Source organism: Streptomyces fragilis (genome assembly GCF_003112515.1).
GTDB lineage: Bacteria > Actinomycetota > Actinomycetes > Streptomycetales > Streptomycetaceae > Streptomyces > Streptomyces fragilis.
In genome coordinates this window covers 435626-458131 of the sequence record NZ_BEVZ01000004.1, presented here as the reverse complement: position 1 = coordinate 458131, position 22506 = coordinate 435626, and the positions used below count along the sequence as shown (strand labels likewise).

The following is a 22506-nucleotide window of genomic DNA, read 5'->3' as shown; positions in this document are numbered from 1 at the left end:
TGATGTGACGCCGGGGGCGGCTGCGGCCGCCCCCGGTCACGTCTCGACGACTTCACGGAGAGTGTTGTGACTGCGCAGACCGAGCGCGTGGACGCGGACCCGGCTGCCGGGTCCCCCGTGTCCGTCAAGATCCCGAACAGCTCGGGCGGCGGGAGCCGCCCGAAGCGGCGCGGCGGGTCGTCCGCCCCCTACCTGCTGCTGATCCCCTCACTGCTGGCCACGGCGGTGCTGCTGGGCTGGCCGCTGGTGAAGAACCTGGTCATCTCCTTCCAGAACCTCAACCCGCGCCAGCTGATCCTCCACCTGACCGAGTGGACCGGGTTCAGCAACTACCAAGAGGCCCTCGGCAGCGACGTGTTCTGGCGCGTCACGCTGCGGTCGATCGTCTTCACCTCGATCAACGTGGTGCTGATCATGGTGCTCGGCACCCTGGTCGGCCTGCTGCTGGCCCGCCTCGGCCGCCGCATGCGGACCCTGCTGCTGCTCGGCCTGGTCCTCGCCTGGGCCATGCCGACCATCGCCGGCACCACCGTCTTCCAGTGGCTGTTCGCCCAGCGGTTCGGCGTCGTCAACTGGATCCTGGCCGAGCTCGGCTGGACGTCCATGGCCGACTACAACTGGTTCGGCAGCCAGGTCTCCACCTTCTCGGTGGTCATCCTGCTGATCGTCTGGCAGTCGATCCCGTTCGTCGCGATCAACCTCTACGCGGCGACGACCACCATCTCCAAGGAGCTGTACGAGGCGGCCTCGCTGGACGGCGCCGGCGCGTGGAAGAGCTTCACCTCGGTGACCTTCCCCCACCTCAAGCCGTTCCTGTGGGCGACGACCTTCCTCGAGGTCATCTGGGTCTTCAAGGCCCTCACCCAGGTCTACGCCATCAACCGCGGCGGCCCGGACCGGCTGACCGAGATCCTCCCGCTCTACGCCTTCGTCGAGGGCCCCGGCAACCAGCACTACGGCATGGGCGCGGCGATCTCGTTCCTGACCATCGCCATCCTGCTGGTGCTCACCGCCTACTACCTGCGTACCGTGCTCAAGCAAGGGGAGGACGAGCTGTGAACCGCTCGCTGTTCGCCCGCACGTGGCCTGGCACCCTTGCCGTGCTGCTCTTCGCCGTCTTCGTCTTCCCCGTCTACTGGATGTTCTCCACCGCGTTCAAGCAGCGCGGGGACATCATCTCGGAGACCCCGGTCTTCCTGCCGCTCGACGGCACGCTGGAGAACTTCCGCACCGCGTTCGCGGCGGACCACTTCTGGACGCTGGTCGGCAACTCCGTCACGGTCACCGTGTCGGCCGTGCTGCTGTCCCTGCTCATCGGCCTCGCCGCGGCCTTCGCGCTGGCCCGGATGAAGTTCAAGGGACGCCGCGGCTTCGTGGTCGTCTTCATGATCGCGCAGATGGCCCCCTGGGAGGTCATGGTCATCGCGATCTACCTGATCGTGCGCGACGCCGACCTGCTCAACAGCCTGCTGCCGCTCACCGCGTTCTACATGGTGATGGTGCTGCCCTTCACGATCCTGACGCTGCGCGGCTACGTCGCTGCGGTGCCCAAGGAGCTGGAGGAGTCCGCAATGGTGGACGGCTGCAGCCGGCCGCAGGCCTTCGTGAAGGTGATCTTCCCGCTGCTGGCGCCCGGCCTGATGGCGACCTCCCTGTTCGGCTTCATCACCGCGTGGAACGAGTTCCCGATGGTGCTGATCCTCAACAAGGACGTCGAGATGCAGACCCTGCCGCTGTGGCTCACCAGCTTCCAGACCATCTTCGGCGACAACTGGGGCGCCACCATGGCCGCGTCCTCGCTGTTCGCCCTGCCCATCCTGATCGTCTTCGTCTTCCTGCAGCGCAGGGCCGTCGCCGGGCTGACCTCGGGCGCGGTGAAGGGGTGACCCGCCGATGACCACCACGGCACCACGCATGGACACGCTCACCCGGGACGCGCTGACCGTGCTCCAGCCCGGCTTCACCGGGACCACCGCCCCGGACTGGCTGCTGCGCCGGCTCGGCGAGGGCCTGTCCTCGGTCGGCCTGTTCGGACGCAACATCGACTCCCCGGAGCAGCTTGCCGCGCTGACCGCGCAGCTGCGCCAGGAGCGCGAGGACGTCCTCGTCGCCATCGACGAGGAGGGCGGCGACGTCACCCGGCTGGAGGTCCGCACCGGATCCTCCTTCCCCGGCAACAACGCCCTCGGCGCGATCGACGACGTCGACCTCACCCGCCGGGTCGCCGCCGAGCTGGGGCGTCGGCTCGCCGAGTGCGGCGTCAACCTGAACTGGGCGCCCTCCGCGGACATCAACTCCAACCCCTCCAACCCGGTGATCGGGGTGCGGTCCTTCGGAGACGAGCCCGGACCGGTCGCCCGGCACACCGCGGCCTACGTCGAGGGGCTGCAGTCCGCCGGCGTCGCCGCCTGCACCAAGCACTTCCCCGGGCACGGCGACACCGCGGTCGACTCGCACCACGCGCTGCCGCGGATCGACGCCGACGCGCGGCTGCTGCGGGAGCGCGAGCTCGCGCCGTTCCGCGCGGCCGTGGCCGCCGGGTCGCGGGCGGTCATGAGCGCGCACATCCTCGTCCCGGCGCTCGACCCCGAGTTCCCGGCCACCCTGTCGCAGCGGATCCTCGGGGGACTGCTGCGCCAGGAACTGGGCTACGACGGGCTGATCGTCACCGACGGCATGGAGATGCGCGCGATCGCCGACACGTACGGCATCGAGCGGGGCAGCGTGCTCGCCGTCGCGGCGGGCGCCGACGCCATCTGCGTGGGCGGCGGCCTCGCCGACGACGACACCGTGCGACGTCTGCGGGACGCCCTGGTGGGCGCGGTGCGCGCCGGGGAGCTGCCGGAGGAGCGGCTGGCCGACGCGGCGCGGCGGGTGCGGGAGCTGGCGTCCTGGGCGTCGTCGGCCGCTGCCCTCGCCGGCGCCTCCGGTCCGGTGCCCGCGCCCGAGGTGGGGCTGGACGCCGCGCGCCGGGCGGTGCGGCGCACCGTGGGCGGACAGGGATTCACCCCGCTCACCGGGGAGCCCTACGTCGCCTCGTTCACGCCGGTGGCCAACATCGCGGTGGGCGACGAGACCCCGTGGGGCATCGCCGCGGAACTGCGGCGAAGACTGCCGGGGGCCGAGGCGGGCACCTTCAGCGGCGACCTCGCCGGTGAGGAGGCGCTGGCCGCCGCGGGCGCGCGGCGAATCGTCGCCGTGGTGCGCGACGAGCACCGGCACCCGTGGATGGGGCGGGCACTGGACGTGCTCCTCGCCGCGCGGCCGGACACGGCCGTGGTCGAGATGGGCCTGCCGCAGGCCGCGCCGCGGGGCGCGGTGCACGTCGCCACACGAGGGGCGGCACGCGTGTGCGGCGTCGCCGCCGCCGAAGCCCTCCTGACCGCGTGACCCTCTGAGCCCCGCCCCGCGGGCCGGCCCCACCGCCGGCCCGCGGGGCGGCGGCGTTCCCGGGACGGGCGGTGTCAGGCGAGGACGTGGTCGACGAAGCACCAGCGCCAGGACTCGCCCGGCTCGAAGGTCCGCATGACCGGATGCCCGGTCTCCTCGAAGTGCGCCGCCGCGTGCTTCAGCGGGGAGGAGTCGCAGCAGCCGACGTTCCCGCACTCCAGGCACAGCCGCAGCTGCACCGGGTGGGTGCCGGCCGCCACGCACCCCTCGCAGGTGTCCGACCGAGGCCCCGGTTCCGGCCGCGGCAGCGAGTCGACGTGCGCGCAGTGTTTCATGGGTCTCAGGTTACGTCTGGTGCGGTCCGAGCACCTGGACAGAACGAGGTCGGGACCTGATGCATGTGATGCCCCTGCTCCTGCTGATCGCGGGGAGCACCGCCGTGGCCGGGCTCGCGCGGCGCACCCCCGTGCCGGCGCCGCTGCTGCTGGTCACCGCCGGCCTGCTGGTGTCGTACCTGCCGGGGATGCCCGCCTTCGAACTGAACCCGGAGATCGTCCTGCCGCTGGTGCTGCCCCCGCTGCTGTACACGGCGGCCACGGACAGCTCGTACCTCGACCTGCGGGCCCAGAAGCGGCCGGTGGCACTGCTCTCGGTGGGCTACGTGCTCTTCTCGACCCTCCTGGTCGGCCTGATCGTGCACACCTTCGTGCCCGGCCTGTCCGCCGCCGGCGCGCTGGTGCTGGCCGCGGTGATCGCCCCGCCGGACGCCGTCGCCGCGACCGCCATCGCCCGCCGGCTGCGCCTGCCCGCCCGCGTCACCACCATCCTGCAGGGCGAGTCCCTGGTGAACGACGCCACCGCGATCACCGCCTACAAGGTGGCGCTGGCCGCCGCCGTCGGCGAGAGCATCGGCTGGCTCGGCGGCGGCCTGGAGTTCCTGATCGCCTCGGTCGGCGGCGTCGGCGTCGGCCTCGCACTGATGGTGCCGCTGCACTGGCTGCGCACCCGGCTGAACGACGCGCTGCTGCAGAACACCCTCTCCCTGGTGATCCCCTTCTTCGCCTACGCGCTGGCCGAGCAGGTCCACGCCTCCGGTGTGCTGGCCGTGGTGGTGGTCGCCCTCTACCTCGGCCACCGCTCCTGGCAGGTCGACTTCGCCACCCGGCTCCAGGAGGGCGCGGTGTGGCGGATGGTCGCCTTCGTGCTGGAGTCGGCGGTCTTCGCGCTGATCGGTCTGCAGCTGCCGGTGGTGGTGGGGGACCTGGGAGACGAGTACGCCGCCGGTCAGCTCGCCTGGTACGCGCTGGCTCTCTTCGTGACGGTGGTGCTGATCCGCTTCGTCTGGGTCTACCCCTCCGCCTTCGTGCCGCGGCTGCTGTCCCGCAGGATCCGCGAACGGGAGGAGAACCCGACCTGGAAGGGCGCGTTCATCATCTCCTGGGCGGGGATGCGCGGCGTGGTCTCGCTGGCCATCGCGTTCTCCATCCCGGCCACCGTGCACGACGGCGAGGAGTTCCCCGGCCGCAACCTGATCCTCTTCCTGACCTTCACCACCGTCATCGGCACCCTGGTCGTGCAGGGACTGACGCTGCCACCGCTGATCCGCGCGTTCCGGCTGCCCGGGCGCGACGTCCAGGCGGAGACCCTCGTCGAGGCCAACGCCCAGGCGCAGGCCTCGCGCGCCGCGGAGGAGCGGCTGGACGAGCTGACGGCCGACGAGCGCAACGCCCTGCCGCCGCCGCTCGCGGATCGGCTCCGCAGGGTCATGGAGCGGCGCCGGAACTCCGTGTGGGAACGGCTCGGCTCGCCCAACCCGGTGACCGGGGAGAACACCGACGACACCTACCGCCGGCTCGCCCGCGAGGTCATCGCGGCCGAGCGGGACGTCTTCGTGCGGCTGCGCGACGCCCGGTACATCGACGACGAGATGCTGCGCACGCTGCTGCTGCGGCTGGACCTGGAGGAGGCCGCCGCGTTCCGCGAGGAACAGGGCACCTGACGGGCGGCGCGCGTCAGCCCTCCGGGAACGGGCGTCCGGTGATCACCGCGGCGAGCCGCGTCCCCGGCGGGAAGGCGCCCTCCCCGGTCAGCGCGGTCAGCGCGAACAGCAGCTTGGCGACGTACAGCCGCTCCACCGCGAGGCCGTGACGGTCCTCGAAGTCCCGGGCGAAGAACTCCAGTTCGGCCGGGACGCGGGCGAAGCCGCCGCCGTGGAAACGGTTCTCCACCTGCCACCGGCCCCGCGGCCCGCCGAAGGCCTCCCGCTGGAGCCTCCGCACCTCCTCCGCGAGGAAGCCGCCCTTCAGCACGGCCACGCCCAGGGCCCGCTGCCCGGGGTCCAGCCCGGCCGCCAGGCCCGCCAGCGTGCCGCCCGTGCCGCAGGCCACCGCGGCGACGTCGGCGACGCCCCGCAGCTCCCGGCCCAGGGCCACGCAGCCGTGCACCGCGAGTGCGTTGCTCCCGCCCTCGGGCACCACGAAGGCGTCCGGTGGGGCGCCCGCCCCCCGCAGCAGCCGCTCCAGCACCGGCGGCTCCGCCTTGCGCCGGTAGGACGCCCGGTCGACGAAGCGCAGCCGCATCCCGTCCGCGACGCACCGCGCCAGCGAGGCGTTCAGCTCCCGGTCCGCGAGCTCGTCCCCCCGGACGATCCCCACCGTCTCCTGGCCCAGCAGCCGCCCGGCGGCCGCCGTCGCCCGCAGGTGGTTGGACCAGGCCCCGCCGAACGTCACCAGCGGCCGGCCCGCGGCGGCCCGCACACTGGGCGCCAGCTTGCGCCACTTGTTGCCGACCAGGTCGGGGTGGATCAGGTCGTCCCGCTTCAGCAGCAGCCGCACCCCATGGCGGGCGAACCGCCCGTCGGCGACCTCCACCAGCGGCGACGGCACCCGCCCCGGCACCTGGACCTCACTCATCCGGCCATTGTCGCCCCGGCCCCGGCCGCCGCCTCACCGGCCCGCCCGGGGCGTGGCGCCCACCAGGTCACTTGAGGCGTTCCGCCACCCGCTCCCGGAGGGAGCTCATGGTGAAGCCCCGCGGGTCGGTCTTCCCCGGCTGCCACTCCAGGTGCCCGATCACCGACCGCGCCGACCACCCGTGGTGCCGGCAGAGCGCGGCGGCCGCCCGGGCGATCGCGTCCAGCTGCTCCTCGGGCCACGGATCGTCCCCGTCGCCGCGGTTCTCGCACTCGAAGCCGTAGAAGTGCCGGTTGCCGTCGGCCCGCGCCTCGTTCTCGGGCGGCAGCGCCCGCTCGGCGATCACCGCGCGCAGCACCTCGTCGTCGCCCAGGCCCGCGTGGTTCGCGCGGCCGTAGCCGACCAGATGGACCCTGCCGTCCTTGGTGACCACGCCGTGGCACAGCGGACCCGGCAGGTCGGGCCTGCCCGCGCGGCAGACGTCCACGGTCTGCCGCGCACCCTCGGTGGCCGTGTGGTGGATCATCACTCCGTGGACCGGCCCCCAGGGGCCGGCAGGATCGCGGTTGTGGTTCCGCCAGTCGCCGACCTCCTCCACCGTCAGGCCCTCGTCCTCCAGCAGCCTCAGGAACGTCCTCGCCGCCATGGGCTTGGCCACGACCGCCCTCCTTCGCGCTCGGTGACCGTGTGCTTTCGAGGAGTTACTACCGCCGCCGGGCCGAGCGGAACCCCCGCGCCAGGTGGTTTCCGGAGCGTACGGGCGTGTTCGGGGCGCATCCGGACCCGAAGGACGAGACCTGCCCCGTCAAGCACACGATCAGTCCCGCTCTTTCGGGTAATGGTGCGGACACGCTGCGTCGCCGAGAGTGGAGCCCGTCAACAGGCCCCGACCCGCTGCATCGGCGCGGGGCACAACCGGGAGGGCAATTCTTTATGTCGGTAGGCGAAGAGGTCCGCACCGAGCAGGACCGGCCGCAGCAGAGCCTCGGCACGGCGGCCGCGCGGAACCTGGCCACCACCACCAAGTCCGCTCCGCAGATGCAGGAGATCAGCTCCCGCTGGCTGCTGCGCACCCTGCCCTGGGTGAACGTGCAGGGCGGCACCTACCGGGTGAACCGCAGGCTCACCTACGCCGTGGGGGACGGCCGGATCACCTTCGTGAAGACGGGCGACCAGGTCGAGGTGATCCCGGCGGAGCTCGGTGAGCTGCCCGCGCTGCGCGACTTCGAGGACCTGGAGGTGCTGGAGGAGATCGCCCGGCGCTGCCGGCAGCGGGAGTTCGCGCCGGGCCAGATCATCGCCTCGTTCGGCAGCCAGGTGGACGAGGTCCACCTGCTCGCCCACGGCAAGGTGGAGAAGGTCGGCTCCGGCCCCTACGACGAGGACGCGGTGCTCGGCGTCCTGGCGGACGGCGCCTACTTCGGCGACCAGTCGATCCTGGACCCCGAGTCCATCTGGGACTACACCCTGCGCGCCGTCACCGGCTGCACGGTGCTCACGCTGCCCCGCCGCGACCTGGAGCAGGTCGCCGAGCGTTCCGAGCCGCTGCGCGAACACCTGCAGCGCCGGCGCGCCATCCCCGCCCAGCGGACCAACAGGTACGGCGAGCGGGCCATCGACCTGTCCGCCGGCCACACCGGCGAGGTGGACATCCCGCGCACCTTCGTCGACTACGAGGCGCGGCCCCGCGAGTACGAACTCAGCGTCGCCCAGACGGTGCTGAGCATCCACAGCCGGATCGCCGACCTGTACAACCAGCCGATGAACCAGACCGAGCACCAGCTCCGGCTGACGGTGGAGGCGCTCCGCGAGCGCCAGGAGCACGAGCTGGTCAACAACCGCGAGTTCGGCCTGCTCCACAACTGCGAGTACGACCAGCGGCTCCAGCCGCACGACGGCGTCCCCGGACCCGACGACATGGACGAGCTGCTCAGCCGGCGCCGCGGCACCAAGCTGTTCCTCGCCCACCCGCGCGCCATCGCCGCCTTCGGCCGTGAGCTCAACAAGCGCGGCCTGGTGCCCGAGTCGGTCGACGTCGGCGGCCAGCGGGTGCCGACCTGGCGGGGCGTGCCGATCTACCCGTGCAACAAGATCCCGGTGACCGAGGCGCGCACCACCTCGATCATTGCCATGCGTACCGGCGAGGACGACCAGGGCGTCGTCGGCCTGCACCAGACCGGGATCCCCGACGAGATCGAACCCGGCCTGTCGGTGCGGTTCATGGGCATCAACGAGCAGGCCGTCATCAACTACCTGGTGACGACCTACTACTCGGCGGCCGTCCTCGTCCCGGACGCGCTCGGAGTGCTGGAGAACGTGGAGATCGGGCGATGGAGGTGAGCTGACCCGGGCCGGGCGGTGTCCCCGCCCGGCAGGGTGGGGACATTGCGGGGGGAGAGCGGTGTGACGGAAGTGAAGGGAGTTCCCCGAGGGGGGTCATGAGCCACGTGACGACACAGGCGCGGGACGGACAGGACGGAGCGCGGGGGGCGCGGGACGGCTTCGCCGTGCCGCGGGCGCGACGGGCCACGGAGGACGAGTGGGCCGCGGAGGGCGGGCCGGACACCGAGGACGAGTGGGCCGCGGAGAGCGGGCCGGAGACCGAGGAGGGGCGGGCCGCGGAGGGCGGGCGGGCCCGTGACCGCCCTGACGAGCAGGAGGCCGCCGCCCTGCTGGAGCAGGTCAAGGCGGTCGTGGAGCCGGCGCTGCTGCGCGCGGTGGACGGCCTGCCCGGGCAGATCCGCCGCATCGCCCGCTACCACTTCGGCCGGGAGGACGCCGACGGCAACCCGGCGGCCGCCCCCACCGGCAAGGCGCTCCGCCCCGCGCTGGTGCTGACCGCCGCCTCGGCCTTGGGCGGAGGCGGCGGGCCGGCCGGCGAGGAGGCCGCCCGGGCGGCGGTCACCGCCGCGGTCGCGGTGGAGCTCACCCACAACTTCACGCTGCTGCACGACGACGTGATGGACGGCGACGCCACCCGCCGCCACCGCGCCACGGCCTGGACGGTGTTCGGTGAGAGCGCGGCCGTCCTGACCGGGGACGCCCTGCAGGCCCTGGCCTCCCGGCTGCTGGCCCAGGACCCGCACCCCGCGGCGCCCGCGGCGGCCGCCCGGCTCGCCGACTGCGTGATCGAGCTCTGCGAGGGCCAGCAGGCGGACACCGCCCTGGAGCGGCGCGACCCGGGCGAGGTCACCGTCGAGGAGGTGCTGGCCATGGCGGAGGCCAAGACCGGAGCGCTGCTCGGCTGCGCCTGCGCCGTCGGCGGCCTGTACGCGGGGGCCGGCGAGGAACAGGTCCGGGCGCTGGACGCCTTCGGCCGCCAGGCCGGTCTCGCCTTCCAGCTGATCGACGACCTGATCGGCCTGTGGGGGGACCCGGAACGCACCGGCAAGCCGGCCGGCGCCGACCTGACCGCGCGCAAGAAGTCCCTGCCGGTGGTCGCCGCCCTGGCCTCCGGCACCGGTGCGGGGGAGCGGCTGGCACGGCTGTACGCGGCCCCGCCCGGCCCCGGCGACGACCTGGAGGCCGTCCTGCGGGCGGTGGAGGAGGCCGGCGGCCGGGACTGGGCGCACGTCGAGGCGGCCGACCGGATGGCGCGGGCGGTGCACGAGCTGTCCCGTGCCGTGCCCGACCCGGAGGCGGCCGGCGGGCTGCTCGCCCTGGCCGAGTTCGTCACCCGCCGCACCAGTTGACCGCTGCGGCCCGGCCCGGCGTCCCGCACCCCCGACGAGGGCGGCGAGGGGCGCCGGGCCGGGCCGCGTGCGGGGCCCCGCCGGGAGATCTACCCTGGCGGTATGGACAGTGACCGATATGTCTGTCCCTCGTGCGGGCGACCCGTACCGATGGTGGTCCGGCGTCACAAGATGATGGGCACGTTCGTGCCCGTGTGGCGTCCCGGCCGCTGCCAGTCGCGGGGATGCCCCGCCGAGGGGTACGCGCCCGACGAGGAGCACCTGAGGGCGCCGGCCGCCGAGGTGCCCCGCGAACGGATCGTCCACCACCACCGCCGCGGCCGCCGCTGACCCCGCCGCCCGACCGGCCCGGCGCCCCGTGAGCCCACCGTGCCGACCCGGCCCGGCCGCCAGGCGCCCGTACCGCCACGCCCCGCCCGGCAGCCGCCGCGCGGGGCGCCGCACTGTCCGCCGCCCGGTTTCCGGCGAACCTCCCGTACCGATCCGGCACCCCTCGCGCGTGACGCGGTTGACGGGTGTGACGGATGGGTACGTCAACCCGGCACAGAGTGACGACGTGCGACGACGCACCCTCTGGACACGCTCCGTGAACAGGTGTTCACTGGGAGTGAGTTCGAGCGACGGGGTCCCGGGGACAGGAATGTCCGGCGCGCGGTAGCGTCACCGCTGAACCATGTATCGCGTTACCCCGGAGGGGCGACTCCCGGGGACCTAAGACGCTTGTACCACCTTGGAGGTGAGGGTGTCCCAGATCGCAGGCGAGCCCGCGACCCAGGACTTCGTGGAAGTCCGGCTGCCGGCCGCGGGTGCCTACCTGTCGGTGCTGCGGACGGCCACGGCCGGTCTCGCCGCCCGCTTGGACTTCACCCTCGACGAGATCGAGGACCTGCGCATCGCGGTGGACGAGGCCTGCGCGATCCTGCTCCAGCAGGCCGTGCCGGGTTCGGTCCTCAGCTGTGTGTTCCGGCTGGTCGACGATTCGCTCGAGGTCACGGTCTCGGCGCCGACCACGGACGGGAACGCCCCGTCGCGCGACACCTTCGCGTGGACGGTCCTGTCGGCCCTGGCGGGCAAGGTCTCGTCCGCCGTGGACGAGGACCGCACCGTGTCGATCAGCCTCTACAAACAGCGCGGCGCGGGGCCCGGGACCACGTGAGGAACGGGGAGGGGCCGGTGCGGGACGACGAACGCGGCGCCCTCGGGGCCGCGGCCGGAGCGGGCGGACGGGCGGGCGGGGCCGACGGGATTCCCGGGCAGGCCCGGCCGCATCCGGACGAGGCGACGGAGCCGGGCGGCGTGTCCGGCAGGCCTCGCACGACGGGGGAGGCCGGGCGGCGGGGGGCTCGGGGAAGGGCTACGGGCAGAGCGATGAGCGAGCACGACCGGGATGCCGGACAGGGCGCGGGCACCGCGCCCCGGGCCGAGCGCGGCCACGAACCGGCCGCGGACGCGGCCGCCTCCGCCGTGGACACGGCGGGTGGCCACGAGACGGCGTCGGACCACGAGCGGCCCGCCGGGCAGTCGCACCACGAGGTCGCCGCGGAGCCGCGCGAGCAGGGCCGCCGGCAGACCCGCGAGGAGCGGGTCGCGCAGGACCGGAGCGCGGCGCGGGCGCTGTTCGTCCGGCTGCGCTCGCTGGAGCCCGGCACGCCCGAGTACGGGGAGCTGCGCGACCGCCTGGTCCGCATGCACCTGCCGCTGGTCGAGCACCTGGCCCGCCGGTTCCGCAACCGCGGCGAGCCCCTGGACGACCTGACGCAGGTCGCCACCATCGGGCTGATCAAGTCCGTGGACCGTTTCGACCCCGACCGCGGCGTGGAGTTCTCCACCTACGCCACGCCCACCGTGGTGGGCGAGATCAAGCGGCACTTCCGCGACAAGGGCTGGGCGGTGCGGGTGCCGCGGCGCCTGCAGGAGCTGCGGCTGTCGCTGACCACGGCGACCGCCGAACTCTCCCAGACGCACGGCCGGTCGCCGACGGTCCACGAGCTCGCCGAGCGGCTGGGGATCTCCGAGGAGGAGGTCCTGGAAGGGCTGGAGTCGGCCAACGCCTACTCGACCCTCTCGCTGGACGTGCCCGACACCGACGACGAGTCGCCGGCCGTCGCCGACACGCTGGGCGCGGAGGACGAGGCGCTGGAGGGCGTCGAGTACCGCGAGTCGCTCAAGCCGCTGCTGGAGGACCTGCCGCCGCGCGAGAAGCGCATCCTGCTGCTGCGGTTCTTCGGCAACATGACGCAGTCGCAGATCGCGCAGGAGGTCGGCATCTCCCAGATGCACGTCTCCCGGCTCCTGGCCCGCACGCTCGCCCAGCTCCGGGAGAAGCTCCTCGTCGAGGAGTGAGGCTCCGCCCTACTCCCTGCCGGGTCCCCGCACCCCGAGGGCCTGGGCCGTCGCCGGGTGGACCAGCAGCACCAGGCCCACCACGGCGGCGGCGCCGAGCAGGATGCCGGCCCAGACGGCCACGCTGTTCACCTGGAGCAGGCTGTAGGCGACCGGGAGCGCCAGCAGCTGCGTGATCACCGCGGGCCCGCGGCTCCAGTTGCGGCGGGCCAGCAGGCCGCGCGCCGCCGTGAGCGGCAGCAGGGCCAGCACCAGCAGCGTGAGCCCTCCGGTGACGCCGGACCGGACGTCGCCGTCGCCCGCCCCGAGGACGATCATGGTGATGCCCCCGGCCAGCAGGGCGAGCCCTTCCACCCCGGAGATCGCCGCGGCGGCGGTCAGCCGTCCGGGCCGCGGGCCCTCGGGCGTCCGCGGGCCGGCGGGCGGGCCGGAGGGGGAAGGGGAAGCAGGGGTGGGTTTCCGCTGAGCGCTCACGACGGCCAGGGTAGTCCGTGCGCCCGGACCGTCCGTATGGGCCGGGTACCGATCAGTAGGTAACCTTCACACCATGCGCGCACTCCTCGTGGTCAACCCGGCGGCAACCACCACCAGCGCCCGGACGCGTGACGTCCTCATCCACGCGCTGGCGAGCGAGGTGAAGCTGGAGGCCGTCACCACGGAGTACCGCGGACACGCCCACGACCTCGCCCGGGCCGCCGCCCGCAGCAAGGACATCGACCTGGTGGTCGCCCTCGGCGGCGACGGCACCGTCAACGAGGTGGCCAACGGTCTGCTGCACGACGGACCCGACCCGGAGCGCCTACCCGGCCTCGCGGTGGTCCCCGGCGGCTCCACCAACGTCTTCGCCCGCGCCCTCGGTCTGCCCAACAACGCGGTGGAGGCCACCGGCGCCCTGCTGGACGCCCTGCGCGAGGGACGGGAACGCACCGTGGGTCTCGGTTTGGCCGAGCCCGCCCCGGGTACCGGGGACGACGGCGCTCCGGTGCGCTGGTTCACCTTCTGCGCCGGTCTCGGTTTCGACGCCGGGGTCGTCGGGAGGGTGGAGCAGCAGCGGGAGCGCGGCAGGCGGTCCACGCACCCCCTGTACGTACGCCAGGTGCTCCGCCAGTTCCTGGGAGACCCGCACCGCACCCGCGGGACGATCTCCCTCCACAGGGACGGCGAGGATCCGGTGGACGGACTGGTGGTGACCCTTGTTTCGAACACCGCCCCGTGGTCGTACCTCGGCGACAAGCCGCTGTACCCCTCGCCCGGAGCGTCGTTCGACAAGGGGCTGGACGTCCTGGGTCTGACCAGCATGTCGACGGTTTCGGCGATGCGCTACGGCAGCCAGCTGGTGGCGTCGACGCCGGAGCGGGGGCCGCGTGGAAAGCACGCGAAGTCGCTGCACGATCTCAGTGCGTTCACCTTGGTTTCCAAGGTCCCGTTGCCCTTCCAGGTGGACGGTGACCACCTGGGGCTGCGGACCGGCGTGAAGTTCACAGGCGTACGCCGTGCACTGCGTGTGATTGTGTGAGTGGAACCTGCCTTAAACCTTTCACTCGAACGTATTGAGCAGGGTCCACCCCATGGAAGTACGGCTGTGACCTAGCAGACACCGAAGAATCAAAAAAAACTTTCCGGAAGGGGTTGTATCCGCCGCTGAGGTTTGCGAGTCTCTACGTGGCGCTCGGGACGGCCCGACAGACGGCCTCCCGCCAGAGCCCCGAACCCCTCTCCGAGCCAAGGATGGCCTCCCCGGGAAACCGGATTGTGGCCCTTCACTTGTTGGGGGTTTCGTGAAAGCGTTCACATTCACAAGCACCTGCACATATACACAGGAGAGGTAGCAGCCATGGACTGGCGTCACCACGCCGTTTGCCGCGAAGAAGACCCCGAGCTCTTCTTCCCCATCGGCAACACCGGTCCTGCGCTGCTGCAGATCGAGGAAGCCAAGGCCGTCTGCCGCCGCTGCCCGGTGATCGAGCAGTGTCTGCAGTGGGCGCTCGAGTCCGGTCAGGACTCCGGCGTCTGGGGTGGTCTCAGCGAGGACGAGCGCCGCGCCATGAAGCGCCGCGCCGCCCGCAACCGGGCCCGTCAGGCCTCCGCCTGACAACCCACCCCGCGACAGCCTGAGCTTGGCGGCGCGTACAGCGTGTACGCATCTCCCGCCCCCGAGCCGCAGCGCGCAGTATTCCGGTTCTGACCCCGAGCCCCGGACCTTCTTCGGTCCGGGGCTCGAGGCATGTTCCGGCGGGCCCGCCCCGCCCCCGTCGGGCGGGCGCGAGCCGGCGTCACGTCACTTCGAGGCGCGGACCGGGATGTCCAGCAGTACCCGGGTGCCGCCCTCGGGGCCGACCCGCACCATGTCGAAGGCGCCGCCGAGTTCGCCCTCGACCAGCGTCCGCACGATCTGCAGGCCGAGGTTGCCGGAACTGCGCGGGTCGAAGTCCTCCGGCAGGCCCACGCCGTCGTCCAGCACCGTCACCAGCAGCCGCTCGTCACGGGGCGTTCCGCCGCGCACCGCGGACACCTCGACGGTCCCGGTGTCGCCGGGGCGGAAACCGTGCTCGAGGGCGTTCTGCAGCACCTCGGTGAGGACCATCGACAGGGGGGTGGCCACCTCGGCGTCCAGGATGCCGAAGCGCCCGCTGCGCCGGCCGGTGACCTTGCCCGGCGAGATCTCGGCGACCATCGCGAGCACCCGGTCGGCGATCTCGTCGAACTCCACCCGCTCGTCCAGCGTCTGGGAGAGCGTCTCGTGGACGATGGCGATCGAGCCGACCCGGCGCACGGCCTCCTGGAGCGCCTCACGGCCCTTGTCGGAGTCCATCCGGCGGGCCTGCAGCCGCAGCAGCGCGGCGACCGTCTGGAGGTTGTTCTTCACCCGGTGGTGGATCTCCCGGATGGTGGCGTCCTTGGTGATCAACTCGCGCTCGCGCCGCCGTAGTTCGGTGACGTCCCGGAGCAGCACCAGCGAACCGATGCGGGTGCCCTTGGGCTTGAGCGGGATGGCCCGGAACTGGATGACGCCCTCGCTGGCCTCGATCTCGAACTCCCGCGGCGCCCAGCCGCTCGCCACCTTCGCCAGCGCCTCGTCCACGGGGCCCCGGGACGGCGCGAGTTCGGCCGTGGTGCGGCCGAGGTGGCAGCCGACCAGGTCGGCGGCCAGGCCCATCCGGTGGTACGCGGACAGGGCGTTGGGCGAGGCGTAGGTGACGACGCCCTCGGCGTCCAGCCGGATCAGGCCGTCACCGACCCGCGGCGCCGCGTCCATGTCGACCTGCTGGTCCGGGAAGGGGAACGCCCCGGCGGCGATCATCTGCGCCAGGTCGGAGGCGGACTGCAGGTAGGTGAGCTCCAGCCGGCTGGGCGTGCGCACGGTCAGCAGGTTGGTGTTGCGGGCGATGACGCCCAGCACCCGGCCGTCCCGGCGCACCGGGATCGACTCCACCCGGACGGGGACCTCCTCGCGCCACTCCGGGTCGCCCTCGCGCACGATCCGCCCCTCGTCCAGCGCCGCGTCCAGCAGCGGGCGGCGGCCGCGGGGGACGAGGTGGCCCACCATGTCGTCGTGGTACGAGGTCGGGCCGGTGTTGGGACGCATCTGCGCCACCGAGACGTACTTGGCGCCGTCGCGGGTGGGCAGCCACAGGACCAGGTCGGCGAAGGAGAGGTCGGAGAGCAGCTGCCACTCGGAGACCAGCAGGTGGAGCCACTCGAGATCGGTGTCGTCGAGGTCGGTGTGCTGGCGTACGAGTTCGTTCATGGAGGGCACGACTGCGAGCGTACCCGGGACGCGCGCGGGCGCCGCACCCACGGGCCGCGGCGCAGGAAGGGACCCTCAACCCTCCCGGCACCGCAGCCCGGAGCAGCGTTCGGCCTCGGGTGTGCGGCCCGGAAACCGACCGGTGAGGACCCGGGCGCAGTCAGGGCAGAGAGGCCCGGTTCCTCGGTCCGCCTTCCTGTGCGGGGAAGGCGGCGTCTGTGCGTCCCTGCCTCCCACCCGATTGTGGCCCGGCCGCCGGGCCGTGTCCATGGGCAGAGGCATGGGCTCCCGCACCGTGAAGCCTAGCCCGCCGAAGCCGGATGCGGGACCGGCCGGGGCGGTTCCGCGGGACGGCCGTTCTTGCTAGATTGGTCTAAACCATAGGTCTATACCAGGATGGTGGTCCTCGGCGTGGAAGTCGTCATCGTTCCCGACGCGAAGGCGGGCGGCGAGCTCGTCGCCGGCGCCATGGCGTCCCTGCTGCGCGAGAAGCCCGACGCGGTGCTGGGCGTCGCCACCGGCTCGACGCCGATACCGGTGTACGAGGCGCTGGCCGCGCTGGTGCGGGCCGGCGAGGCGGACGTCTCGCGGGCCCGGATCGCGCAGCTCGACGAGTACGTGGGTCTGCCGGCCGGCCACCCGGAGTCCTACCGTTCGGTGCTGCGGCGCGAGGTGCTGGAGCCGCTGGGCGTCGAGGAGGACGCCTTCCTCGGCCCGGACGGCGGCGCCGCCGACCTGGTGGCCGCCTGCGCCGCCTACGAGCGGGCGCTGGCCGAGGCCGGCGGCGTGGACCTCCAGCTCCTGGGCATCGGCACCGACGGCCACATCGGCTTCAACGAGCCGTGCAGCTCGCTCGCCTCCCGGACCCGGCTCAAGACGCTCACCGAGCGGACCCGCGCCGACAACGCCCGCTTCTTCGACGGCGACGTCGGGCAGGTGCCGCGGCACGTCATCACCCAGGGCATCGGCACCATCCTGGACGCCCGGCACCTGGTGCTGCTGGCGACCGGCGAGGGCAAGGCGGACGCGGTGGCCGCCGCCGTGGAGGGCCCGCTGGCGGCCGTCTGTCCCGCCTCGGCGCTCCAGCTCCACCCGCACGCCACGGTCGTCGTCGACGAGGCCGCCGCGTCCAAGCTGCGGCTGGCGGACTACTTCCGCCACACCTGGTCCCACAAGCCGGAGTGGCAGGGCCTGTGACCCGGCCGTCGCGGCCCGGGGACACCGGCCGCGGAAGCCCGTGACACCGGCCGCGGGGCAACGGGAAGGGGCCCGGCTCATGACGAGCCGGGCCCCTTCCGGTGGAGGCGGGAAGGTCAGGCCTTCTTGGTCTTCTAGCTAGTACTGCCTGCATCAGGCGACGCTCGCTCTGTCGACGCCGGCGTGTAGGTGTCGGTCGTCGGCGTGGCGGTGTCGCCAGATGATGTAGCGGTGGATCATGCTGCCGTGTACCTCCCCTCGTGGCTGGCGTGGTCGGTGCCGTCGAGAACGTAGCGCAGGGCGGTGAACTGGGCCTCAGTACGGTTGAGCCAAGGAGTTGTTTGCGGGGGTGTGCGCCTACTCGACGTTTCCACCGCGGCCCAGGTGCCGACGTGATGGCACTAGGACGCGCAGACTCCGACAACGGCTATCCGCAGGCTGCCGGGCCAGGGAGGACCTTCCCAGTTCCCGCTGTCTCACCGTCACAGCGTTCCATGGGTTCGGGGGGGATTGCTACTGACGTCCACAAGGAACGGTCCCGCCCGGAGCCCAGTTGAGACTCACGGACGCGCACGGCCTGCGTCTGTCCTGCTTCGGCACCAACATGGCGGGGTGGCCGATCGCGGAGCTCGAGCTCCGTCACTGGCCGCGGGCCTGCGCGGGGTCCGGATCAGGGCCGCCCGCTACCGGTCTGCGCAACCTGCCTCCACAGCACTGGCCAGAGGACCGCATCTCGCTGGAGATCGCGCGGATCGCCCTTGGACGTGCTGGCCTGGGTACCGATGCTCGCTGTGACCGGCGAGACCCGCCTCTTCGAACGTGGCGTCTTCGACTCCGCCTGTGTGTAATTGCCGGACAGCACGACCACCGGCTGCCGCCGGACTTCACCTGGCCCAGCACCGGTTATGGACCAACTCTCGGTGACCAGCGGATCGACCCGCCCCTGTGAGAGAAACCCTTCGGGTTAGAGCCTTCATTATGCCCACCTCCTGCGACCCGCCTATGATGCTAAAACGGGCCCCCGACTCCGTCGGCGCCGTCAAGAGAAATAGAAACTGCGGTACGGTCGTGAGGGTTGCCTGCAGAAGTTAGCGTCCAGAAACGTAGGCGACCGTCACTTCACTCTCGAATTCGTTAGCCCCGTTGGCGCCATCTCGAATAGCGGTCCAAAACATTACGGTGTGACCCTCTGCAAGATCTTCGTTGCACCTTGTGGGGGGATTGTTGGCGCCGTCCGAATCATGACATTCGCCAGTGCGCCCGTAGTCGGTGAGCCACTGAAGGACCGCACGCTTCCCGTCCTTTCGAAGGTCCTGAACCTCGAAAATATCCCCATCAGAGTAAAAGCAGCCAGGAGTGTAAGAGTATGGGGCGTTGCAAAACGTAGTGATCGTGGCGCTGGCGGGCGTGCTGAGAGCAACGACTGCCGTCATGGATGCGGCGGCGGCAACTGCCCCGGTAGTAAGACGCTTGATCATGTGGCTGTCCGTATCGGTATTAGAGATGCGCTGTTTCGTTGACATTAGTTGACTTGATCAAGACGTGCAAGCGTTGTTTAGGGTTTTCTCTGGTGTGCTTGCATGAGAAAGTGCACATGTGGCTTGAATGGGTCAACTAAGGGCATCGATGGGCAAGTCGTCATCCCTGGAAGCGGTCCAGGTATGCGGGGGTTCGGATAGCAAATCTCTCAGGCATGGATCGCTCCCTGCGAGAGTCGATGCCTAGGCCTTCGAGTCGGGAGCACTCTCGGCATTTCTAATCAACCGCAGGGAAGGTCGCCTTGACAAAATGCGAGGCTACTGAACTTGAATGGGTGATGTCGGGTCATTCGCCTGCCGGTTGAGTGTCGGGTCCGGTAGGTCTGGGTGGGTGAGGTACGCGCAGGGCGGCGGTCTGACCGACGCCGGGAGGGCCGCGCGGGAGCGTGTTCGGCTTCAGGCCGTGGAACGCTTCGAGCGCGGGCAGAAGAACAAGGACATCGCTGCCGCGTTGTGGGTGTCGCAACGGTCGGTGGAGCGTTGGCGCAGGTCGTGGCGCGAGCGCGGTGAGGCCGGGCTGTTCTCGATGGGCTCGCCGGGCCGTCCGAGGCTGGGGCCGGCCCAGATGGAACGCCTGGAGCGGGAGCTGGAGCGGGGTCCGCTTGCCCACGGGTGGCCTGACCAGCGGTGGACGCTGGCCAGGGTCAAAACGCTGATCGGGCGGTTGTTCCACGTCTCGTACACGGTCGAGGGCACCTGGCTGCTGCTGAAGCGGCACGGCTGGTCCTGGCAGCAGCCCGCCCGGCAGGCGATCGAGCGGGACGACGAGGCGGTCGAATTGTGGAAGAAGGAGGTCTGGCCGCAGGTAAAAGACAGGCGGCGGCCCGGGGCGCGTGGATCGCCTTCGAGGATGAGGCTGGACAGTCGCTGACACCGCCGCGGGCCAGGACCTGGGGCCGCATCGGCAGTACTCCGGTGGTGAGGGTCCGCAGCCGGGGAAGCGGCCGTCTGTCCATGGCGGGCATGTGCTGCTTCAAGCCGGGGTTCCGATCGAGGCTGATCTACGGACTGCGCGAGCACAGGGGCCGCAAGGACGAGCCGAAGGGGTTCGGCTGGAAGGACTTCTCCCGCCTGCTGGTGAGGGCCCGGATCCAGCTCGGCGGCCCGATCGTGCTGGTCTGGGACAACGTCCGCCTCCACCTCACCAAGGGCATGCGGGAGTTCATCGAGAAGAACTCCGACTGGCTGACCGTGTTCCAGCTGCCCACCTACGCACCCGACCTCAACCCGCAGGAAGGCATCTGGTCCTTGGTCAAACGGGAGGTCGGCAACTTGGCCGCCGCCGATCTCTTCCAGGTCACGCGAGCTGTCAAGCGCAAGCTCAAGCAGATCCAGTACCGGCCCGACGTGGTCGACGGCTGCCTCGCCGGCACCGGCCTGTCCCTCGCCTCGCAGTCGTCAGAAGATTCCGAAGAAGCGGTGCCACCAGGTGGGTCGCTGGACATGCCAGGGCAGCTGGCTCGGCCCGGCGTAGTCGCGTTCCAGTAGTTCCTCGGGCACGATCACATACCCAAGGTCGGCCAATGTCCTGCAGACATTGTCAAGATCCGCAGCGTCCAACTCACCCTCTGCTTGGGCTTCCCCGGTGCCGAGGAAGGCGCCAGGATTCTCGGCGCAGACCAGCGCCAAGGAGCCGAATTTGCTGACGCAGACGACGATCCGGGTTCCGCATGCAGTCGCATCTGCCGGCACTGTGACCCGCCCGTACTCACTGGAATCCTGAGTGTCCCGCTCACTGACACACTGCGTGGCGAAGTCGTCCTTGAGACGCGCCACGAGGCCGTTGAACAACGCGCCAACCTTCCCCCGGTCGTAGTCCCGGGGTCGCTCCAACCACTCCGGATCATCGAGCTCGCGCAACATGGCGACCAGTTCCGCTTCGTGCTTCGTCACTCCCAGATCTTGGCTGATCAGCAGCAGACCTCGCCTGCCCGACATCACTCATTCAAGTGCAGTAGGTACTCGGCGACCGGAGGGCTGCGGCGTCGCGATAGCGGTGGTGTCCTTTATGCACGAGCGGATGGTGTCGCCAGCGCGTCGCGTACGGAGAGGTCGTCGAGGTGCGGGTACCCCTGCCCTCCGGCCCTCGCCATTTCTTCCGCTCGTACTCGGCCGCCTGATCACCGCACCCCCTCATGAGCGTGCCCTCCCATTGACTGACCGCACCGCCCAACTCCGCGAGATCAACTCCCGCCTCCAACACGTCGCACTCGTCGCCGCAGGCACAGTCAGCCGAGGCGTGTGCCAACCTCCTCGCCAAGCACAGTTTCCTCCAATGCCCTCCACCCGCGCTGAGGACGTCTGGCTCGGCACATCCCGCCATCCCGCCCAAACGCATCGTGTTGGTCGTCAGCACCCAGACCAGCGGTGCCCATCACATCGTCACCTCGCTCGTGCACTCACTGGCTTTCGCCATGGCCAACCGACTGGCGCTAATGAGGCGCTTCCCTGACGGCCGGCGGTGTGGGGCGCTGGGGCGCCCCTATCGGCCCGACCGAAGGCGGCCAGGCGCACTTTCCGGGGCCCGACCGCTCCCTCAGCCCCAGCTGTCGGAGGTCGCGGCGGTGATCCTTCGATCTGTTCTCGCTGTCGTCGTAGTCGAATGACGAATGGTCGCGCGAGGTGATCTCGGGTCGGGACGAGGTACTGAAATTCCTCGACCGCCCCGCGGCCAAACAGTTCGCGTGTGCCGGAATGCCCCTCCTGTCCGCAGGTGAGCAGGGGCACGGCCAGCGGGCCGTCGTCAGCACGGAGACGGCGATCAGCCTCTATCGCAGCGCGGATCGAGACGACCAGTCGTACGTCGTTGCCGGCTGCGGCGACGGAAAGTTCATCCAGCGGTTCCGTCAGGACCGCAGGGACCTGTTCCGACTCGGCCTCGACATCGCGCCCGGCGCCCTCGCCGGCCTTCCCAGCCCGGTCACCGTGGCGCGCACGCCACGAAGCTTCCACTGGCGGTGAGCGGCGTCGACGCCGCTCACCGGCAGATGTCAAGCAGGTGGGGACGGTCCTCGGACGGGCGTCGGCCGTCAGCAGGTCGCAGATCTCCGCGCACCTTTGGCCGGGGGAAGAAAGCCGCACCCGGGCCGTCATGGACGCCGTTCTCGGCGGACTGCGGACCGGGTGCGGACAAGCTAGGTGGCGCGACCCGCGAACGTGCAGGTCAGGCTACCTATAGGCAGATCAAGCCTTCTTGGTCTCCCAGAAAATCTTGTCGATCTCGGCGATCAGGTCCAGAGCCTTCTGGCCGGTCGCCGGGTCGGTCGACGCCTTGGCGGCCGAGAGGGCCTTCAGCGCGTCGTTGACCAGCTGGTGCAGCTGCGGGTACTTCTCGAAGTGCGGAGCCTTGAAGTAGTCGCTCCAGAGCACCGAGACGTGGTGCTTGGCAATCTCGGCGCGCTGCTCCTTGATGATGGTGGCGCGCGTCTGGAAGTGCGGGTCGTCGTTGGCCTGCATCTTCTCCTGCGTGGCCTTGACCGACTCGGCCTCGATGCGGGCCTGGGCCGGGTCGTACACACCGCAGGGCAGGTCGCAGTGGGCGCTGACCTTGACGCTACGGGCAAACAGGCGGGAAAGCATGCAGCAATCCTTCCTCGTGATCGTCTTCTCAGGTGGGACATTACTCCGTGGGCCCCGGGAAATCGCGGGTGCCCCCTGGGGCGTACGGCAAAAGTACGGGGCGGGAC

General features: G+C 71.2%; 21 protein-coding genes and 1 pseudogene. 15 read left to right on the top strand and 7 right to left on the bottom strand.

The window, feature by feature from the left end:
• The first annotated feature begins 117 nt into the window (after positions 1-117).
• From Sfr03f_RS15295 to Sfr03f_RS15285, 3 genes are read left to right on the top strand one after another with little or no spacing between them, the layout of a single operon-like run.
• A complete protein-coding gene (locus Sfr03f_RS15295) occupies positions 118-1059 on the top strand; it encodes a carbohydrate ABC transporter permease (protein WP_435841947.1) in 942 nt (313 codons plus the stop codon).
• Positions 1056-1886, top strand: a complete 831-nt coding sequence (locus Sfr03f_RS15290; RefSeq protein ID WP_108954446.1) for a carbohydrate ABC transporter permease — start codon at positions 1056-1058, stop codon at positions 1884-1886. The genes Sfr03f_RS15295 and Sfr03f_RS15290 overlap by 4 nt, the downstream gene beginning before the upstream one ends.
• A gap of 7 nt (positions 1887-1893) precedes the next feature.
• Positions 1894-3390, top strand: coding sequence for a glycoside hydrolase family 3 protein (locus Sfr03f_RS15285; RefSeq protein WP_108954445.1), 1497 nt, complete (start codon positions 1894-1896; stop codon positions 3388-3390).
• Positions 3391-3464: 74 nt separating this feature from the next.
• Here Sfr03f_RS15285 and Sfr03f_RS15280 read toward each other — a convergent pair whose 3' ends face one another.
• Positions 3465-3725 (bottom strand): UBP-type zinc finger domain-containing protein, encoded by a 261-nt coding sequence (locus Sfr03f_RS15280; protein WP_108954444.1) that lies wholly within the window; start codon positions 3723-3725, stop codon positions 3465-3467.
• A gap of 59 nt (positions 3726-3784) precedes the next feature.
• Here Sfr03f_RS15280 and Sfr03f_RS15275 point away from each other — a divergent pair, with 59 nt between their 5' ends.
• On the top strand, positions 3785-5389 hold the full coding sequence (locus Sfr03f_RS15275) for a Na+/H+ antiporter (protein ID WP_108954443.1): 1605 nt from the start codon (positions 3785-3787) through the stop codon (positions 5387-5389).
• Between the two features lie 13 nt (positions 5390-5402).
• Here the strand turns inward: Sfr03f_RS15275 and Sfr03f_RS15270 are convergent, their stop codons facing one another.
• Positions 5403-6302, bottom strand: coding sequence for a 1-aminocyclopropane-1-carboxylate deaminase/D-cysteine desulfhydrase (locus tag Sfr03f_RS15270; RefSeq protein ID WP_108954442.1), 900 nt, complete (start codon positions 6300-6302; stop codon positions 5403-5405).
• Between the two features lie 67 nt (positions 6303-6369).
• Positions 6370-6960: an N-acetylmuramoyl-L-alanine amidase gene (locus tag Sfr03f_RS15265; protein WP_174721588.1), complete on the bottom strand. Its 591-nt coding sequence runs from the start codon at positions 6958-6960 to the stop codon at positions 6370-6372.
• A gap of 275 nt (positions 6961-7235) precedes the next feature.
• On the opposite strand from Sfr03f_RS15265, the gene Sfr03f_RS15260 reads away from it, so the two are divergent.
• The 5 genes from Sfr03f_RS15260 to Sfr03f_RS15240 all read left to right on the top strand — a co-directional run bounded on the left by Sfr03f_RS15260 (position 7236) and on the right by Sfr03f_RS15240 (position 12337).
• A complete protein-coding gene (locus Sfr03f_RS15260; protein WP_108954441.1) occupies positions 7236-8642 on the top strand; it encodes a family 2B encapsulin nanocompartment shell protein in 1407 nt (468 codons plus the stop codon).
• A gap of 98 nt (positions 8643-8740) precedes the next feature.
• The gene (locus tag Sfr03f_RS15255; protein ID WP_108954440.1) at positions 8741-9994 is read left to right on the top strand and encodes a family 2 encapsulin nanocompartment cargo protein polyprenyl transferase; all 1254 of its coding nucleotides are present in this window, start codon (positions 8741-8743) and stop codon (positions 9992-9994) included.
• 102 nt (positions 9995-10096) lie between these two features.
• A complete protein-coding gene (locus tag Sfr03f_RS15250; RefSeq protein ID WP_108954439.1) occupies positions 10097-10324 on the top strand; it encodes a hypothetical protein in 228 nt (75 codons plus the stop codon).
• A 412-nt stretch (positions 10325-10736) separates the two neighbouring features.
• Positions 10737-11150, top strand: a complete 414-nt coding sequence (locus Sfr03f_RS15245; protein ID WP_108954438.1) for an ATP-binding protein — start codon at positions 10737-10739, stop codon at positions 11148-11150.
• A 17-nt stretch (positions 11151-11167) separates the two neighbouring features.
• Positions 11168-12337: an RNA polymerase sigma factor SigF gene (locus Sfr03f_RS15240; RefSeq protein WP_435841945.1), complete on the top strand. Its 1170-nt coding sequence runs from the start codon at positions 11168-11170 to the stop codon at positions 12335-12337.
• A 9-nt stretch (positions 12338-12346) separates the two neighbouring features.
• On the opposite strand, the gene Sfr03f_RS15235 is transcribed toward Sfr03f_RS15240, so the two are convergent.
• Positions 12347-12811, bottom strand: a complete 465-nt coding sequence (locus Sfr03f_RS15235) for a hypothetical protein (protein ID WP_372514376.1) — start codon at positions 12809-12811, stop codon at positions 12347-12349.
• 73 nt (positions 12812-12884) lie between these two features.
• Here Sfr03f_RS15235 and Sfr03f_RS15230 point away from each other — a divergent pair, with 73 nt between their 5' ends.
• Both Sfr03f_RS15230 and Sfr03f_RS15225 read left to right on the top strand, forming a co-directional pair.
• Positions 12885-13853, top strand: coding sequence for a diacylglycerol/lipid kinase family protein (locus Sfr03f_RS15230; protein WP_108954436.1), 969 nt, complete (start codon positions 12885-12887; stop codon positions 13851-13853).
• A gap of 318 nt (positions 13854-14171) precedes the next feature.
• Positions 14172-14429, top strand: a complete 258-nt coding sequence (locus Sfr03f_RS15225; protein ID WP_108954435.1) for a WhiB family transcriptional regulator — start codon at positions 14172-14174, stop codon at positions 14427-14429.
• Between the two features lie 186 nt (positions 14430-14615).
• Here Sfr03f_RS15225 and Sfr03f_RS15220 read toward each other — a convergent pair whose 3' ends face one another.
• A complete protein-coding gene (locus tag Sfr03f_RS15220; protein ID WP_108954434.1) occupies positions 14616-16094 on the bottom strand; it encodes a sensor histidine kinase in 1479 nt (492 codons plus the stop codon).
• Positions 16095-16496: 402 nt separating this feature from the next.
• Here Sfr03f_RS15220 and nagB point away from each other — a divergent pair, with 402 nt between their 5' ends.
• The 3 genes and pseudogenes from nagB to Sfr03f_RS31800 all read left to right on the top strand — a co-directional run bounded on the left by nagB (position 16497) and on the right by Sfr03f_RS31800 (position 20308).
• Positions 16497-17282 (top strand): glucosamine-6-phosphate deaminase, encoded by a 786-nt coding sequence (gene nagB, locus Sfr03f_RS15215; RefSeq protein ID WP_108954994.1) that lies wholly within the window; start codon positions 16497-16499, stop codon positions 17280-17282.
• A 541-nt stretch (positions 17283-17823) separates the two neighbouring features.
• Positions 17824-18206 (top strand): annotated as a pseudogene (locus Sfr03f_RS31805) (IS1380 family transposase); the annotation flags it as partial.
• Positions 18207-19151: 945 nt separating this feature from the next.
• Positions 19152-20308 (top strand): IS630 family transposase gene (locus Sfr03f_RS31800; RefSeq protein ID WP_435841944.1). Its coding sequence is split into 2 segments (ribosomal slippage): positions 19152-19647 and positions 19647-20308, totalling 1158 coding nucleotides; the frame shifts between segments, so codons are not numbered across the junction.
• On the opposite strand, the gene Sfr03f_RS15190 is transcribed toward Sfr03f_RS31800, so the two are convergent.
• Positions 20219-20713, bottom strand: coding sequence for a hypothetical protein (locus tag Sfr03f_RS15190; protein WP_108954992.1), 495 nt, complete (start codon positions 20711-20713; stop codon positions 20219-20221). The genes Sfr03f_RS31800 and Sfr03f_RS15190 overlap by 90 nt on opposite strands.
• Before the next feature lie 729 nt (positions 20714-21442).
• On the opposite strand from Sfr03f_RS15190, the gene Sfr03f_RS31240 reads away from it, so the two are divergent.
• Positions 21443-21781 carry a hypothetical protein gene (locus Sfr03f_RS31240; RefSeq protein ID WP_245967569.1) on the top strand — a complete coding sequence of 113 codons (339 nt, stop codon included), beginning with the start codon at positions 21443-21445 and terminating at the stop codon, positions 21779-21781.
• A 222-nt stretch (positions 21782-22003) separates the two neighbouring features.
• Here Sfr03f_RS31240 and sodN read toward each other — a convergent pair whose 3' ends face one another.
• Positions 22004-22399, bottom strand: coding sequence for a superoxide dismutase, Ni (gene sodN, locus Sfr03f_RS15175; RefSeq protein ID WP_108954432.1), 396 nt, complete (start codon positions 22397-22399; stop codon positions 22004-22006).
• Between the last annotated feature and the right edge of the window lie 107 nt (positions 22400-22506).